The 16,656-nt window shown below is 70.0% G+C and carries 11 protein-coding genes; 6 read left to right on the top strand and 5 right to left on the bottom strand.

The genetic code is table 11. The features are described from left to right. Window positions 1-44 precede the first annotated feature (44 nt). Window positions 45-551 (bottom strand): dihydrofolate reductase family protein, encoded by a 507-nt coding sequence (locus tag ACLJQF_RS10295; RefSeq protein WP_410608017.1) that lies wholly within the window; start codon window positions 549-551, stop codon window positions 45-47. 275 nt (window positions 552-826) lie between these two features. Here ACLJQF_RS10295 and ACLJQF_RS10290 point away from each other — a divergent pair, with 275 nt between their 5' ends. Beyond that, on the top strand, window positions 827-3,901 hold the full coding sequence (locus tag ACLJQF_RS10290) for a glycoside hydrolase family 2 TIM barrel-domain containing protein (protein WP_410608016.1): 3,075 nt from the start codon (window positions 827-829) through the stop codon (window positions 3,899-3,901). Window positions 3,902-3,919: 18 nt separating this feature from the next. On the opposite strand, the gene ACLJQF_RS10285 is transcribed toward ACLJQF_RS10290, so the two are convergent. Next, window positions 3,920-4,753 carry an AfsR/SARP family transcriptional regulator gene (locus ACLJQF_RS10285; protein ID WP_410608015.1) on the bottom strand — a complete coding sequence of 278 codons (834 nt, stop codon included), beginning with the start codon at window positions 4,751-4,753 and terminating at the stop codon, window positions 3,920-3,922. 459 nt (window positions 4,754-5,212) lie between these two features. Between ACLJQF_RS10285 and ACLJQF_RS10280 the strand changes: the two genes are divergently transcribed. The 4 genes from ACLJQF_RS10280 (at window position 5,213) to ACLJQF_RS10265 (ending at window position 8,127) form a co-directional block, all read left to right on the top strand. After that, complete coding sequence (locus tag ACLJQF_RS10280) at window positions 5,213-6,118, top strand: UbiA family prenyltransferase (RefSeq protein WP_410608375.1); 906 nt, start codon at window positions 5,213-5,215, stop codon at window positions 6,116-6,118. Window positions 6,119-6,178: 60 nt separating this feature from the next. Continuing rightward, window positions 6,179-7,195: a sensor histidine kinase gene (locus ACLJQF_RS10275; protein WP_410608014.1), complete on the top strand. Its 1,017-nt coding sequence runs from the start codon at window positions 6,179-6,181 to the stop codon at window positions 7,193-7,195. Then, window positions 7,192-7,851, top strand: coding sequence for a response regulator (locus ACLJQF_RS10270; RefSeq protein WP_410608013.1), 660 nt, complete (start codon window positions 7,192-7,194; stop codon window positions 7,849-7,851). Before ACLJQF_RS10275 ends, ACLJQF_RS10270 begins: the two co-directional genes overlap by 4 nt. A 96-nt stretch (window positions 7,852-7,947) precedes the next feature. Then, window positions 7,948-8,127, top strand: a complete 180-nt coding sequence (locus tag ACLJQF_RS10265) for a hypothetical protein (RefSeq protein ID WP_410608012.1) — start codon at window positions 7,948-7,950, stop codon at window positions 8,125-8,127. A gap of 326 nt (window positions 8,128-8,453) precedes the next feature. Here the strand turns inward: ACLJQF_RS10265 and ACLJQF_RS10260 are convergent, their stop codons facing one another. Both ACLJQF_RS10260 and ACLJQF_RS10255 read right to left on the bottom strand, forming a co-directional pair. Then, window positions 8,454-9,929 carry a hypothetical protein gene (locus ACLJQF_RS10260; protein WP_410608011.1) on the bottom strand — a complete coding sequence of 492 codons (1,476 nt, stop codon included), beginning with the start codon at window positions 9,927-9,929 and terminating at the stop codon, window positions 8,454-8,456. Between the two features lie 3 nt (window positions 9,930-9,932). Beyond that, the gene (locus ACLJQF_RS10255) at window positions 9,933-13,673 is read right to left on the bottom strand and encodes an ACP S-malonyltransferase (RefSeq protein WP_410608010.1); all 3,741 of its coding nucleotides are present in this window, start codon (window positions 13,671-13,673) and stop codon (window positions 9,933-9,935) included. A 351-nt stretch (window positions 13,674-14,024) separates the two neighbouring features. Here ACLJQF_RS10255 and ACLJQF_RS10250 point away from each other — a divergent pair, with 351 nt between their 5' ends. After that, on the top strand, window positions 14,025-15,221 hold the full coding sequence (locus ACLJQF_RS10250) for an MFS transporter (RefSeq protein ID WP_410608009.1): 1,197 nt from the start codon (window positions 14,025-14,027) through the stop codon (window positions 15,219-15,221). A gap of 294 nt (window positions 15,222-15,515) precedes the next feature. Here ACLJQF_RS10250 and ACLJQF_RS10245 read toward each other — a convergent pair whose 3' ends face one another. Continuing rightward, window positions 15,516-16,367: a hypothetical protein gene (locus ACLJQF_RS10245; protein ID WP_410608008.1), complete on the bottom strand. Its 852-nt coding sequence runs from the start codon at window positions 16,365-16,367 to the stop codon at window positions 15,516-15,518. Between the last annotated feature and the right edge of the window lie 289 nt (window positions 16,368-16,656).

Here is a 16,656-nt window from a genome sequence, read left to right as displayed (position 1 = left end):
CGCTGAGGCGGGCGGGCAAGCCGTCCGGAATGCGGTCCACGCCGTCAGGCGACGACCCGGTACCAGCAGGCGCCCACCGGAGAGAGCCGGACCGGGGGACCGACCCGCGAGAAGATCCGGACCCCGGCACCCAGCAACACGGGAACCGGCAGGGCCAGCACCTCGTCCAGTTCCCCGGCCTCCAGGCACTGCCGGGCGACCTCGGCACCGAGGACGTTGACGTGCTTGTCGCCGGCCGCCGCCTTGGCCGCGGACACCGCCGAGGCCAGGTCGCCGACGAACGTCACCCCGGGAGCCGGCTCGGCCGTACGGTGGGTGAGCACGAACTGCGGCCCTTCCCAGCCGCCCCCGAACGCCTGACCCTCGCCAGGGCCGCCCCGATGCGGATCGTCGCCGTCGAAGGTGCGGCGGCCGACCAGCAGTGCGCCGATGCGGGGGATCAGGTCGACCGGCGGCGGTCCCAGGAACGGCGTCAACCAGGACATGTCTCCGTCCGGGCCGGCGATGAACCCGTCGATCGAGCAGCTGAACGCGTAGAGCAACTTGGCCATACCGGTACTGACGACCGGGACGGCGAAAACTCATCGGTGGGGTGGGAACCGCGGTGATCGGCGCTCGTTCCAGGTGGCCGGCCCTCCACCGGCTCCGGACGGCTGAACGATTCCAGCATCAAGGCCGTGTACTAAGCGGTCGCTTGGGCATCTGTCACGGGTGAAGCGCGGCAGCGGCGTGCGAGTTCGAAATTATCGAACCCTTTGATTGTCCGGAAACCTCTGTGCCATAGTGCTTTCCGCCCGCACATCGCCGCGCTGGAAGGGGCTGCCCCATGCCGGAAGAAGAGCCGAGCGGTCTCCGCAGACGGGTCGTGCTGGGCGGGGTCGGGGCTGCCGTGGCCACGTCGGCCGTCGCGCCGGTCGCCCGGGCCGCCGACGCGCTCGCGCAGCCGGGCGCGGCGCGAGAAAGCGATTTCACCACCGGCTGGCGGTTCGCACTGGCCAACCCCGACGGCGTCACCGATCCCGGCGGCCGCTTCGCCGATGCCCCGAAGCCCGGCTTCGACGACTCGGCGTGGCAGGTCGTCGACGTCCCGCACGACTGGAGCATCGAGCTCCCGCCGACCGACCAGGGCACCAGCAGCGGTTCCGGCTTTTTCCGCGGCGGCCTCGGCTGGTACCGCAAGACGTTCACGCTGCCGCCGTCGTTGGCCGGCAAGCGCGTGTCCGTGGAGTTCGACGGCGTCTATTCGGACGCCCACGTTTACCTGAACGGCGAACTCCTCGGTAACCACCCGTACGCCTACACCGGGTTCGCCTTCGACCTCACCGGCCGGCCGCACACCGACGGGCGCACGCCGAACGTCCTCGCCGTGCGGGCGACGAACCCGCTGCCCAGCAGCCGCTGGTACTCGGGTAGCGGGATCTTCCGCCGCGTCCGGCTGGTGGTGACCGAGCCGGTGCACGTCGCCCGGCACGGCACGTTCGTCACCACGCCGGACATCGCCGCCGGCCGCGGCACGGTGCGGGTGGCCACCGACGTCGTCAACGACTCCGCCGCCGCGGCCGGTGCGGAGGTACGCACCACGATCACCGACCCGGAGGGCCGCGTCGTGGCCCGTGGCTCGGCGACCGTGGCGGTGCCCGGCGGGCGGACGGCGACGGCGACGACCGCGCTGCGGGTCGACCGGCCCCGGCTGTGGTCGATCGACACGCCCGCCCTGTACCGGCTGCGCACCGACGTCGTCGTCGCCGGGCGCGTGCTCGACACGACCACCGCGGACTTCGGCTTCCGGTACACCGAATTCCACCCGGACAACGGGTTCTCGCTCAACGGCAAGCCGATGAAGCTGCGCGGGGTCAACCTGCACTCGAGCCAGGGCGCGCTGGGCGCGGTGGTCGACCCGGCCGCGCTGGAGCACCAGATGCGGCTGATGCTCGCGATGGGCGTCAACGCGCTGCGGACCGCGCACAACCCGCCGGACCCGCAGCTGGTGACGGTCTGTGAACGGCTCGGGATCATCATGATGGTCGAGGCGTTCGACTGCTGGCGGACCGGCAAGCTCGAGTACGACTACCACCGCGACTTCGACGAGTGGAGCGGGCGCGACATCGCCGAGATGGTGCACGCGGCCAAGAACTCGCCCGCGGTGGTGCTGTGGTCGATCGGCAACGAGGTGCCGGACGCGTCGATGGCGGGCGGCCCGGAGATCGCCGCTGGACTGATCGCGGCGGTCCGGGCGATCGACAGTACCCGGCCGATCGTGATGGGCTCGGACCGCTACCGCGGGGTGCCCGCGCCGGGCTCACCGCAGGACCTCATCCTGAAGCAGCTCGACGGCCTCGGCGTCAACTACAACACCGCCCAGTCGATCGACGGGCTGCACAAGCAGTACCCGGACAAGTTCTTCTTCGAGTCCGAGTCGTCGTCGGAGACCTCGACGCGCGGCGTCTACCAGGACCCGGACCTGCTCAACACCGGCGAGAACCACACGCCGGGCAAGCGGGCGACGTCGTCCTACGACAACAACCTGGCTTCGTGGACGTTCAGCGGTGAGTACTCGCTGAAGAAGGACCGCGACCGGAAGTTCTGCCAGGGCCAGTTCCTCTGGTCCGGGCAGGACTACCTCGGCGAGCCGACGCCGTACGACGTCTTCCCCGTCAAGACGTCCTTCTTCGGCGCGATCGACAGCGCCGGCCTGCCCAAGGACGCCTTCCACCTCTTCCGCAGCCAGTGGACCACCGCGCCGATGGTGCACCTGACCCCGATGGACTGGACGAACCACCGGCCCGGTGAACCCGTCGCGGTGTGGGTCTATTCCACTGTGGACACCGTCGAGCTGCTGCTGAACGGGAAGTCGCTGGGAGTCAAGAGGTTCGACCGCAAGACCACGGTGGACGGCCGGGCGTACCTGGAGACGAGCGAGCCGGCCGGTGACGACAAGAACGACCCCTCCGGCAGCTACACCAGCCCGAACGGCGGCACCGGCAAGCTGCACCTGACCTGGACCGTGCCCTTCGCGCCCGGCACGCTGACCGCGATCGCCCGCGCGGGCGGCCGCGAGGTGGCGCGCGACGAGCTCGTCACGGCCGGGCCGCCGCGGGCGGTGAAGCTGAGCGTCGACGCGCCCGGTGGCGGCGTGGTGGCCGGCGCGATGACGTTCGTGACGGCGTCGGTCGTGGACGCCCACGGGGTCGTCGTGCCCGGCGATGGGCCGCTGCTGCGGTTCACCGTCGCCGGGCCCGGGCGGGTCGCCGGCGTCGACAACGGACGGCAGGAACTGGCCCAGAGCTACCAGCAGCCGGCGATCCCGGCGTTCAAGGGGCTGGCCGTCGCCGTCATCGCGGCGACCGGTGGCCGCGGGCCGGTCACCGTCACGGCGAGCGCTCCGGGGCTGACGCCGGGCAAGTTCACCTTGCCGGGCACGTCCCTCGGGCAGCGCAACGGCCCGGGAGCGCGCGCGGTCGAGGCGCCCGTGGTCCCGGCCGTCTCGACGGCGGACGCGAGCTACTCCGGTGCCCCCGACACGCTGCCGGCGGCGATGCTGGACGGGAACCCGGCCACCGGCTGGTCGAACCACTACGCCAAACAGGCGACCTCGACGCTGGCCGCGGTGAGCAGGCCGCGAGCCGCGGACTGGGTGTCCCTGGCCTGGCCGTCGGCCCAGCGGATCAGCGCCGTCACGGCGAACTTCGTCGTGGACGCGAAGCTGGCGCTGCCGGTCGCCGTCGAAGTCGCCTGCCGCACGGCCCGGGGCTTCGAGCCGGTGCGGAACCTGCGGATCACGTGGGGGACCGGTTCGAACGACCCGACGTCGTTCGCCTTCGATCCGGTCGTCACCACCGAAGTGCGGGTGACGATGACCGCGCGGAGCTTCCTGCGGATCAGCACGCTGCTGGCCCGGTGACCCGCCGGCCGGAGCCGCTCATCGGCGTGGCCCCGCGGTCCAGGCCGCGGGCCGCGCGCCGGGGCGGCTTCCCGTCCGCGGTGCCGTGCCGGGTCGCGCGCGACCGGCCCGGGCCGTGGCGGGGGCGGGACTGCGGAGCTCGCCGCGGACGCCCCTGGCGAAGATGCGCCGCGTGGTCTCGGTAGGCGGGACGTCCAGGTCGTCGTGCAGGCGCCGGACGCACATCCGGTGCCAGTTGCGCACCTGGCCGAGTTCGCCGCGCCGGGCGTGCAGGACCATCAGCGTCTGATACGTCTCCTCCTGGTACGGGTCGATGTCCAGGATCCGGCGGCACAGGTCGACGACCTCGGTGTGGTCGTCCCGGCGCAGCGCGTCGGCGCGCAGGGAGGTCAGCGCGTGGAGGGCCAGGGCCCGGTAGTACTCCCGCTGCTCGACGACCCAGTCCCCGGTCTCCCCGGCCAGGAAGTCGCCGGTGTACACCCGGGCGGCTCGCCGGTACCAGGCCACGGCTCGTGCTCGCGAACCCCGCGCCTCGGCGGCGTGGGCTTCGCGCAGAGCGCTGTCGAACTCGTCGACATCCAGCCACAGATCCGTGGCGGTGAGCCGGTAACCGTGCGCGAGACTGCCGATCTCGACCGGCCGGCCTCCGGTCGCCGGTTCGAAGGTCCGGCGGACGGCGTGCACCGCCACCCGCAGCGAGCTCGCCGCCGACGCCCACGCGGCAGCCGGCCACAGCGTCTCGAAAAGTTTCTCCCGCCGCACCACCCGGCCGCGGTTCACGAGCAGGTACTGGAAGAGATTGCGGGCCTTGCCCGCGTTCCAGGACACCACCGGTTCGCCGGCCAGGTACACCTCGAAAGCTCCGAAGCACCGAACCGCGACTGCCGAATCGTGATCATGGTGATCGCCCTGGCCGGACCGAACTTCTGAAACTTCTGAACCCGTGTCGCCTCGCATGACGTCAGCCCCGATCAAATCATAGATCAAATAGGTAGATCAATTTTACGGTGAACAACAAATCAAACTCACCGTTCGGACGTTAGCCGCTCGTCATCGGCCGCTCAAGAACCGAAGCCCCAAGGAAGAGCCGGTTCAGGACGATGGTCGAGGTGTCGTATCACCAACGTCGTACTGCTTTTCCACCTCCGGCAACGTTCGCACTGCGCTTTGTGGTGCAGAAAGCGGTATCTCCGGTTGGCTCTGCTTTTTGCCGGTCATCTGGTCGAGTGGAGGTGACCGATGTCGACAACGCTTTTTTCGCGCAGCCCGGTCCGGTTTGATCCCCAGGTCGCTCCGGCGCGGTCCGCACCGGTGTCCCGGCTGCGACGGCTCCGTGGCCGGTGGCGGCTCGGGTGGCAGGAGGCGCGGCCGGTCGTCCAGGCCATTTTCCTGCTCCGGTTCTCCGCGGGCGCGGCCCTCGGCGGGGCCGGCGATGCGCACGGCACGGCCGGCCGGTTCGTGCTCGTGGTGGCCGGGCTCGGCTGGCTCGCCACGACCTGGGCGATCTACCTGGCGAACGGTGTGGCGGACGTCGTCGAGGACCGCGCCAACGGCACGGCGCGCCCGATCGCGCGCGGGGACCTGCCCCGGCGGCCGGCCACCAGGATCGTGTGGGGCCTGGCCGCGGCGGGGCTCGCCTTGGCGGCGGTGGTGTCCCCGGTCCAGGTCCTGCTGACCGCGGCGATGCTCGGGGTCGGCTGGGCCTACTCGATGGGGCCGTGGCCGCTGAAGGCGAATCTGGCCGGGTTCGTCGCGGCGGTGACCGCGCTGGGAATGCTGACCTATCTGGCCGGTTGGTCGGCGGCCGGCGGTGGACCGCTCAGCGCGCCGATGTTCCTCTTCGGTCTTATGATGTCCCTCTGGATGGGGCTGGGTGGTTCGACGAAGGATCTTGCCGACGCGAAGGGGGATCGGCTGGCCGGCAGAAGGACCTTGCCGGTACTTCTCGGTGGTCGCCGTGCCCGCGTGGTGATGGCGATTGCGGCGAGCTCGGTCGGCTGGGCGTTCATCATTCTTTGCGCGATCAAGGCGATCGGCGTGCTTCCTGCCGCCGCAGTCGTCTTAGCTGGTTCGGTAGCGCTTTCTGTCACGGTGCTCACGCCGTTGAGCCGCGGTGCCCGGTCAGCGGAACGCCGTCCTTATCGGGTGTTCATGGTGACGCAATACTGCGCACACATCGTTTTGTTCGGTTGCCTTGGGGTTGCTTCGCCGCTGTGAGACAATCCCCGCGTGGCCGATGAAAATTTGATGTTTCCCGCCGATCTTCGGCATGCGGCGGTGATCTCTTTCCGCGACCACCTGCGGGCGGCGGGTAATCGGCTGGCCGATATCCCGGAAGCCACCGCCCAGCTGCTGCGCCAGGCCGAATCCGTGCTCGACGACATCGAGGCCGCGCTCGGAGGTTCCCGGCCGCCCGAGTGCGAGGGGGAGCGGCTCAGCGTGGAGATCGGGGCCAGCCGTGCCGTCCGGGGGGTTCACCCGATCGAGTCGGCGCACGCCGCGGTGACGATGTACCAGGTCCTGCTCCCGATCGTCCTGGACCGGACCCGGGCCGACGGCGACCCGGAGACCGGGCTGCGCACCGCCGCCGGTGTGCTGCAGGAGTCGATCATGCTCCGCGTCGGAATCGGCGCCGTGTCCTACGCGAGCTTCCTCCTCGAGAAGATGAACCATGCGCACCGCGACGAACGGCGCCGGATCGGCCGGGAGCTGCACGACCGCGCCGCGCATTCGGTCGGCGTGGTGCTGCAGGACCTCGACCTGTACGAAGTCTATGCCGCCACGGATCCGGCGCGCGCGATGCCCCGGATCGTCACCGCCCGCGCCGCGTTGCGCGAAGCCCTCGATCTGATCCGGGGGCTCGCCACGGAACTGCGGGAGTCCGCGGTCGAGGTCGGCGGTCTCGCGAAGGCGCTCGGCGACTACGTGGCCACCCGGGTCCCGCCGAGCATTCACGCGACCGTGTCGGTGACCGGTGACGAGCAACTGCCGGACGATGCGTGCGAGGAACTGTACCTCGTGCTCCGCGAGGCCATCCGGAACGCCGTCCTGCATTCGGGCGCGCGCACGCTGGAGGTGACCGTCACGGTGACCGACGCGGAAGTGCACGCTTCGGTACGGGACGACGGGCAGGGGTTCGACCTCGCCGCCGCGCTGGTTGCGCGGTCGGGTATCGGGCTCTCCTCCATGCGCGAGCGCCTCGAGCTCCTGGGCGGGACGTTCACGATCACCGCGACACCGGACGCCGGGACCACGATCTCGATCGCCGTCGCGCACCTCGGAGCCGGGAGATGACCGTGGCGGGCGAACCGAAGGTCACCATCGTCGTCGCCGACGACCACACCCTGTTCCGCCAGGGGCTGTGCGAGCTGCTGACCACGGATCCGGAGTTCGCCGTGACCGGCGAGGCGGCCCACGGGGACGAGGCCGTCACGATGGTGCAGCGGCACCGGCCGAACATCCTGCTGCTCGACGTCGAGATGCCCGGGCCGAGCGCGAAGGTGGTGATCGAGCGGGTCGGGCGGATGTCCCCCGACACCGCCGTGGTCATCCTGACCATGCACGACGCACCCGCGGTCGTGCGTGACCTGCTGGACAGCGGCGCGGCGGCGTACCTGGTGAAGAGCATCGCCCGCGACGAGCTCATCTCCGCGATCCGGTCGGTGAGCCGCTCCAAGGACAACGTGCTGCTGTCGATCCCGCGTGCGACGATGGAGTCGCTGGAGCGCCGGCAGGAGCAGCGAACGCTGTTGTCCGACCGGGAGCTCGAGGTCCTCCGGCTGGTCGCCGCGGCGATGAGCAACGCCCAGGTCGCCTCGCGCCTGTTCATCAGCGAAGGCACCGTGAAGCGGCACCTCACCAACATCTACGGGAAGCTGGGCGCGGCGTCCCGGGTCGACGCGATCAACAAGGCGGTCCAGGCCGGGTTCATCGAAGCCAACGACCATTGATCGAAGAGTCCATTGAGGACGAGCACATAACCGTTGCGTAGCGCCGGGCCGTCATCCTCCAGGTATCGAGAACCAGCGATAGCACTGGAGGTTTCCATGGCGGAGATGTGGGTCGATTCGACACCCCAGCCGTGCCCGCGGTGTTCGCGGTCGACGGTGCTGGCCACGTTGCAGTGGCGGCGGCAGTGGGTGCACCTGGGCACCCGGCGGCCCGAGTGCGAGTGGGCTCCCGCACCGGTGGCCCGCCCCGGCGCCTTCCCCGGCGCGCACAGGTGAGGCACGCACAACTGAGGCGCGGCACGGAAAATCCCCGGCCACCGATGGTGGCCGGGGATTTCCGCGTTGCCCGGGGGGCCATCCGGACCCCGCACACTGGCTTCCCCCAGCCCCGGCAGCAAAACCGACCCCCCACCCTCCGGCCAACTCACCAACCGGAACGGCCAACTCACCCACACCGCTGGCGAGTTGGCCGTTCCGGTGCGTGAGTTGGCCGTTCCGGGCGGTGAGTTGGCTCGACTGACACGTAGGTCGGCAATAGACCGTTCGCCAGAACCCGAATTACCACTCACGACCAGCCGCGGCAGACCGCATCCTCGTGGGACTCAGGTCGAGAGCCGGAACCGGAAGTTCCGGAAGACCTCCGGCTCGGCGCTCTGCCGGCCCCGCATCCGGAGCGCGTAGCCGACCAGCGCGTGGTCCAACATGTAGAGCCGGTTCCCTTCCGCACGGCCACCGTCGGAAAGACGGCTCGTGACCCAGGCCATGGCCGAGCGGCCGCCGTACCGGGTCGACGGCGCGTAAAGCCGTCCCGCTTCGCCGATCTCGCCCAGCATGTTCAGCGCGTAGCTGAACGGATAGGGCCGGTTGACCCGGTCCAGGTCGGTCCGGTCCAGGTCGGGGTAGGAGCCCACCAGCCGGTCCAGGCCCTCGTCGGTGATCAGATCCGGCCGCCCGGCCAACATGGCCGTTTCGATCATGTACGGGTAGGCGATCCCGTTGCGGAAGAAGTTCGCGCCGGGATCGGCCTGATCCCACTGTCCCAGCACGTCTTCCACGAAGGCGTCCAGGTCCGGCACCTCGTCGGACAGCCGGCCGAGGTTGTGCAGGGCCACGAGGTAGTACAGCGCCATGTGGGTCCGCTCCACCGGGTCGATCCGGCCCAGCAGGTCCTTCGCCTCCGCCAGCCGGTCCTTCCGGTAGGTCAGGTACTCGGGGCGACCGGTCATCGCGATGGCGTTCAGCATGGTCACCAGCGGGTAGATCTTCCCGAAGTCCTCGGTCATCGGCTGCGGGAAGGCAGCCGGGAGGGCCAGCTCGTCGGCGCGGTCGAGGTGGTCCAGCGTCTCCTTCAGGTAGTCCCGCGGCCCGTCGACGATGTATTCGTCGAACCCCAGCAGCGAGATCGCCGAGAGCAGCATGGACCCGCCCCGCCCGCGGAAGAAGGGCGCGGGGACTCGCTCCAGGAGATCCAGCGCCTCGCGGACGTGGTCGCGCTCGCCGGTGACCAGCCGGTCCGTCATGCCCAGCTGGCCGAGGGCGAGGAACACCGCGGTGTAGGCGGAAAGCCGCTCGTAGTCGCCGTGCCGGCCGGCGTTCTCGTCCTTGATCCGGTCCGGCCGGATCCGGTCGGTCGCGGCGAGGATCTCCGCGGGGAAGTCCATCCACGCGTTGACCAGCAGCTTGCGGTCCAGGCCGAGCTTGGCGAACGCGGCCATGAGGATGCAGCCCGCCGTGACGCGGTAGTAGGCGTTCCCCTCCGAGCGCACGGCGTCCACGACGTCCCCGGCCGCCGAACCGATGTCGACGCGGGTGAAGTCGACGGCCGGGTCCGTCACGTTCAGGATCAGGTCCGCCAGCAGCCGCGAGAACCGCGTGTACGAGTTCGACGGCGGCACCTTCACCGCCAGCAGGTCGAACGTGCGCCGGATCCGCTCGGCGGCGACGGGGTCGTAGTCGATCGGGTACTGGCCGAGCCCGATGCCGCGCACCATGCGGCTCCACGGCGTCGCGATCATGCGTGACTCGGTGGTCAGCTCGTCCAGTCCTGCCACCGGCAGCACCGGCGATGCACTCTCCATGGGTCAGCTCTCCTTCTCTCGGGTGTGCGACAGCCGGGTGGTGTGCCGAGGACCCGTCGCCGGCCGCGTGCCCGGCTGCGGTGTGCTCGGGGTGCGGTGGCCGGGAACCGCGCGGCGGTGGGGGGTGTGCCCCGTGGCCGCCGGGTGCCGCCGGATGTGCTCCAGGTGGGCCGGCGGCGGCACCGCCGCCCCCAGGAACTCCGTGCGTTCCCCGGTGAGCATCTCCAGCGCCCAGTTCAGCCACTTGACGCCTTCGCAGTAGATGGCCACCGGCCGGCGCTGCACCTGGTAGGTGTCGGTCAGCGTCCCGTCCAGCTCGGCCTGGAAGTGGAACGGCGGCATGGCCGCGAAGTGGGTGCCCATCATGAAGACGAGCCGGATGACCCAGTGGGGATCCTTGAGGTGCTGGGACTCCGGGTCGTCCCGCTGCACGGCCGTCATCACGGAGTCGAAGTAGTCCTCCAGCCCGCGCGGCTCGGCCGGGTCGACCGCCTCGCCCTTGGCCACCACGTCCCGGACCCGATAGGACTTCCGGTACGGGTTCTCCGCCGCGAAGTCGATGTCGACCCGGGGCGTCCGCCCGGGGCCGGTCCTGACCCGCAGGGTGAACTGCTCGTAGTGGATCTCGTCGTAGTGGCCGAGGGAGTTGTGCCAGGGCTTGTTGTCGTACATCGCGTCGTCACGGGTGTCGCCGCCGTCGGTCTTGAAGCCGATGGCCCGCGGGTCCAGGAACTTGATCCCCACCGAATCCGCCGTGATCGCCGCCAGCGCCGCGTCGATCTCCCGGCGCGGTGCGCCCGTTTCGATCAGCCGCTGGGCGTGCAGCAGCGGCGCGGGGTCCTCGATCTTGATGTTCTCGGTGTTCGTGTCCCCCATCACCAGGGAGTGGAACCGCGGTTCCAGGACCCGGAGGTACTCCGGATGCGCCCGGAACCGGGCCAGCAGCGCCGGCACGTTGAGGTAGCTGACGCCGTCGATCACGATCCGGTCGGTGTCGAGCAGCTCCGGGGAGAAGGTGCGCGGTGCCGTGCGCCGGCAGAGCGCCAGGCGGTCCTCGATCTTGCGGAAGTAGGAGATGTCCAGGGTCTCGCCCGGGGCGGGGACGCGGTTCACGGTGTGCACGTTCCGGTTCAGCACCCGGAAGACCTGCTCGTAGAGGCGGGCGACCACGGCCGGGGGCGGCGAGTTCCGCTCGACGAACCGGCTGATCTCCACGCCCGGGACGTAGCTCATCTCGTAGACGACTTCCTTGCAGGTGGCCGCGCCGTCCTCCCGCGGAGCCGGGATCACCCGCTCCCGGATGTCGTACACCTCGGGGAAGTACCGGCGCACCGGGTCGGGCAGGGCCTGCAGGTATTCCGCCTGCTTCTTCGCCTTGGTGAACGGCGGCAGCATCACGCCCTGGCCGTCCGGGTTCCAGCCGACCGTGGTCAGCGCCTCGCTCAGGATCTTGCGGACGGTGGTCCGGTCCTCGCCGTCCTTCCGCAGGAAGATCGTCATGGACTCGCTGCCGCCGGCGCCGAAGCCCAGGACGCGTTCCCCGATGCCGACGTAGGCGTTGACCGTGCCGGTCAGCACCCGGCGGCCCTGGGCGTAGCGCAGCACCTTCTCGTTCTCCACCGTCATGGACAGGACGCACTGGTCCTCGAACTCGTCGAGCGCCCGGTGGACGCCCCGCGCCCGGATGCCGGCGGGGGAGGAGACGGAGATGACGTCGGCCCGGTGCGGCCCCAGGTCCAGGCCGGCGGGGTCGAGCGCGGACCCGAGCGAGAGGACCCGGCAGTTCCCGTTGAGGTGGATTTGCCGGCTCCCGCCGTCGAGAGCGCTGTCGAGAGCGCCGTCGAGGACGACGGCACGCGTGGCGGCGGCGACGTCCTTCGCCGACCACAGCGGGACGCCCTCCGGCGAGACGAGGGGCAGCTCGGGGCGGTGGAGCGAGGAGAGCAGCCGGTCCAGCGCGGCCTCCAGTTCGGGGCCCGCGCTCAGCGACAGCTCGTGGAGCGCCACGACGTCGGTCACCGGCGCCGCGCCGGAGGCCGCCAGGGCCGCCAGCCAGCCGGCGAGGTCGCTTCCCTCGAGGTAGCAGTCGTTCTGGTGGAACAGCGCCGGCCGGTCGTGCCGGAGCGCCCGGAACAGGGTGTGCCGGCGCTCGACGGCCGCCTGGTCGTGGTCGGTGCCCCGGTCGAAGTGGACGACCACGGCCTCGGGCTGTCCGGCCGTGTCGATACTCCGGTCGGCGACGTCACCCGCACGGTCGACGATCCTGAGCTCGGTGTGGACCCGGCCCGGGTGGTCGCCGGTGAGCCGCTTCTTCTGCCGGGCCCGCAGGACCAGCTCGCCACGACCGGTGTCGACGTCGCCGCGATGCCGGTAGGTGTGCTGGAAGACCTCGAGGAGCTCGTAGAAGGCCGGTGCGGCGTCCCGCTCGGAGCGGAGCATCTCGTCGGTGACGACGTGCCGCATGACCCGGAGGAGGTACCGCTCGCAGAAGGAGCTCGTCGAGGCCAGCCGGAAGAGCTCACGCAGCGTGCCGAGCTGCCGGTCGGTCAGGCGGTCCGCCGAGCCGCGCAGCTGTCCCAGCTCGGCCAGCAGGCCGTCCACCAGCTTCAGCACGCGGAGCACCGGGTCGGCCGCACCCGCGGTCCCGGTGTAGGCGGTCACGGGTTCGGCGGTGCCGTTGTCGTGCAGCAGCTGCACGGACTTGTCACCCGGCCCCAGCTCGACCACCAGGTCGGGCCGGAGGCCGGCGAGCGTGGCCACGGTCTCCCGCGACGCCATGACCTCGTCGGTGATCGCGAGGACGCCGTCCCGGACCTCCTCGGCGGTGCCGAGCAGGCCGGCGCCGTGGTTCGAGACCACCGGGACGCCGGGCTCGGAGAACACGATGCCGTTCGCGGCCATGAACTCCTCGAACGCCTCCCGCACGCCGCTCATTCGCTCGGAGTGGGCGAGGAATTTCGTCGGCTTCTTCAGCTCCTCCGACCGAATCCCGGGCAGCCCCGCGGTGAACCCGTCGAAATCCGCCTTGACGCCGGACCGCACGTACACATTCGTCTGCCGGTCCGAATAGTGCTTGTGGATCTCGACATCCGCCTTCGGGAACCTTCTTCCGATTTCGTCGAGAGCGGCGACGAGATCTTCGGTGGCCCCGTTCAGGGCGATGACGTGAAACGGCTCGGGGACCAGCTCCCGGCCGCGCAGCGAATCGGGGAGGTGGGCGGCGACTTCGCGGGCGACCGGCTCGTCGGGAACCTTGCCCTCGGCGGCCACCAGCATCAGCGGCGTGAAAGCCCGCGCGATCTTGACGCCGTCACCGATGGACAGCGCCCCGCTCGCCACGGCGGAGGTGATGATCCCGAAACTCTCCCCGGTGTAGGCCACGAAATCGAGGTGAATCCCGTTCCTGGCCGCCGTGTTCCGCAGGTGGGCTTCCAGGGCCAGGCTGTGCACCAGGATCGCGCTTCCGATGAAGGCCTGCTGTGCCAGCTTGCCCGCCGGCAGGTTCTCCGGGACCGGCAGGAGCTTGTCCGGCCGGTCGGGAAAACCCAGTGCCCGCGCTGCCTGCCGGTAGATCTCGAGCACCTCCGGGCCCCCGGAGTCCAGCAGGTGACGGCCGAGATCCTGGTACGCGGCGCGACTGCCCAGACCGGGGAAGACGCCCGCGACGCGCCCCGGAACTCCGGGCCGCGGGTGGTGCCCGCGCGAGTCCGGGCTCGAGCGTGAACAGGAACGAACCAACCTCATGGTGTCTCCCGGGTTTGTCGATGGCGGAAACGGGGAATCCTGTGTTTTTGTGCCGTATCCCGCCGGCCAGACGTCGCGGGTGACGACGTCGCAGTTGATGTGTGTTGATGTGTGTTCGATATCGACGGTAGGAGCGCCGGGCACCGCGCTCAAGCATTTCGGTGCTGGAGAAGCCGATGAGGCAGGCCGCTGTGTCCCGAAGGTCTTCGCGATGTCACGAAGGTCGTAGTGATGATTCCACCTACGATGGCGGCGCCCGTTTCGGCAGCGCGCCTACGATGAGGTGATTGATGATGAGGTCATTCACCCACGAGGTTTGTGCAGTGAACAATTGGGATGGAGGGTAGAGTCATGCCTATCGGGCTTCTCGCCTTGGCGCTGGGAGGCTTCGGCATCGGGCTGACCGAATTCGGGATCGTGGGTCTGTTGCCCCAGGTGGCGGCGGATTTCGGGGTCACCGAGCCGGTGGCCGGATACCTGGTCTCGGGTTACGCGCTCAGTGTCGCGGTCGGCGCCATCGCGCTCACCCTGGCAATAACCAGGTTCGACCGCAAGAAAGTACTGCTCGGGCTGATGGTGCTGTTCATCGCGGGCAACCTGATCTCGGCCGTCGCCCCGAACTACTCGGTGATGCTGCTCGGCCGGATCGTCGCGGCACTGTGTCACGGCGCGTTCTTCAGCGTCGGCGCGGTGGTCGCCGCGGAGATGGTCCCGGAAAACAAGAAGGCCAGCGCCATCGCGTTGATGTTCGGTGGCCTGACCGTGGCGAACGTGCTCGGCGTGCCGCTCGGCACCCTGCTCGGTCAGCAGCTCGGCTGGCGCTCGACGTTCTGGGCGATCACGGTCATCGGTGTCATCACCATGATCGGCATCTGGATTCTGGTGCCGCGGCCGGAGGCCGTCGCCCGGACCAGCGTGCTTGGTGAGCTCGGCGTCTTCCGCCGTCCTCAGGTCTGGGTCTCGGCGGCGATCACCGTGCTGTCCTACGGCGGCATGTTCGGCGCGTTCACCTACATCGCCTTCACGCTGACCGAGGTCAGCGGCTTCGCCACCAGCACGGTGCCCTGGCTCCTGGTGCTGTTCGGGGTCGGCATGTTCGCCGGCAACTTCATCGGCGGCAAGGCGGCGGACCGGGCGCTGGACAAGTCCCTGATCGTGATCCTCGCCCTGCTCACGGCGGTGCTCGTGCTGTTCGCGCTGACCGCGCACAGCCAGGTCCTGACGATGATCTCGCTGTTCCTGATGGGCACCGTCGGCCTGGCCACCGCCCCCGGTCTGCAGCTGCGGATCATGCGGTACGCCGACGACGCGCCGACGATGGCGTCCGGCACCAACATCGCGGCCTTCAACATCGGCAACGCGCTCGGCGCCTGGCTGGGTGGGCTGGCCCTGGCCGCCGGGCTCGGGTTCGTCTCGCCGCTGTGGGTCGGTGCCGCGGTCAACGTCGTGGGGCTCGCCGTCCTGGCAGCCGGAACGGCGGCGGCGCGCAAGCACCGCGACCGGGTCTCCGGGACGTCGCAGAAGAGTTCCGAGGCCGTCACGAGCTGACGCCGCAACGCATCCGGGCCGGACGCCCGCTTCCCCACGGGAGCGGGCGTCCGGCCCGGTGGCGAGCGGATGGCCGCAGCGGCCAACTCGCCCGCCGCAGCGGCCAACTCGCGCGCCGGAGCGGCCAACTCGCCGGAGAACCCGGGCGAGTTGGCCGCTCCGGTCGGCGTGTTGGCCAATGCGGCGGGCGAGGCGGATCGTGGGGGGACCGGATCGAACGACCCGACGACGTTCACCCGGCCGATCGGAGGTTCCGCGGCCCGGCGAGGCGCACCCCTCGCCGGGCCTTGCGGGTTACCGGCTACAGGGCGCGAGCGCGTCGAGGCCCTGCGGCTTGGCCGCGTTGCGGCCGATGGCGGTGGCGATCCGGTTGATCGTCGCCACGCGCTTGTCCTCGAGCGGGCCGAGGATGGCGTTCTGCACGAAGTTCGGGCCGCCCTGGCCGACGGTCGTCTGCAGGCGGTTGTTGGCTTCGGCGATCTGGGTGTTCAGCAGCTCGAGGTTGCGTGTCACCTCGGCCTGGGCCTGGGCGGGGATGGCCGGGAGCTTGCTCGCCACGTCGGGGCAGGAGATCGCGCCGACCCCGGCGTTGCCGGTGTTGCCGCTGTTGCCCTGGTTCCCGTTCTGGCCGCTGTTTCCGTTGTTGCCGTTCTGGCCGCCGTTGCCGGTGCCCTGGGCCGGTGCCGGAGCGGCGGCACCCGCGCCGCCCACCGAGCACGTGGCCAGGCTGTCGAGGCCCTGCGGCTTCTCGGCGCGGCGCCCGATCGAGATGGCGATGCGGTCGATCGTGGACTTCCGCTTGTCCGCCAGCGGGCCGAGGATGGCGTTCTGGACGAAGTTGGGGCCGCCCTGGCCGACGGTCGTCTTCAGGCGGTTGTTGGCTTCGGCGATCTGGGTGTTCAGCAGGTCCAGGTTGCGTGTCACCTCGGCCTGGGCCTGCGCGGGGATCGCCGGGAGCTTGCTCGCCACGTCGGGACAGCTGATCTGGCCGGCCGCCGCCTGACCGCCCGAGGCGGCGTTCGCGGCGTTGGGGTCGCCGACGGTCATGGCGATCGTCAGTGCCCCGCCCGCGATCGCGAGGGCGAGGGCGCCGGTCGCGATCTTCGTCCGCCGGGACAGGCGGTGTCGTCCACCGGAAGAAGGCATGAATGACTCCGTTTTCGTGCGTGAGTTAGCGTGAACATATGGGTACTCCGCCGTGTTCGGGGGATACGGCGGGGTTATCTGATGGGGCGGACCTATCTGGTCGCCGAAGACCATGGTGGCGTGTCGACCTGGGGTTTGTCCAGTGTGATCGGTGCGAAAAAGAAGATATGAACCATTTCGAACCGGGGCACGTGTACCCCTGTGACGGCGGCATCTGGCTGCATTGTTTTGGCGCGGCTTCAGCGCACGGGAATTGTCGTGCGCAATTTCGGCGTGCCCGCACGGGCTT

This window comes from Amycolatopsis sp. lyj-109, assembly GCF_046548995.1.
Lineage (GTDB): Bacteria > Actinomycetota > Actinomycetes > Mycobacteriales > Pseudonocardiaceae > Amycolatopsis.
The sequence above is the reverse complement of the archived record's forward strand: the minus strand, read 5'-3'. Positions and strand labels throughout refer to the sequence as shown.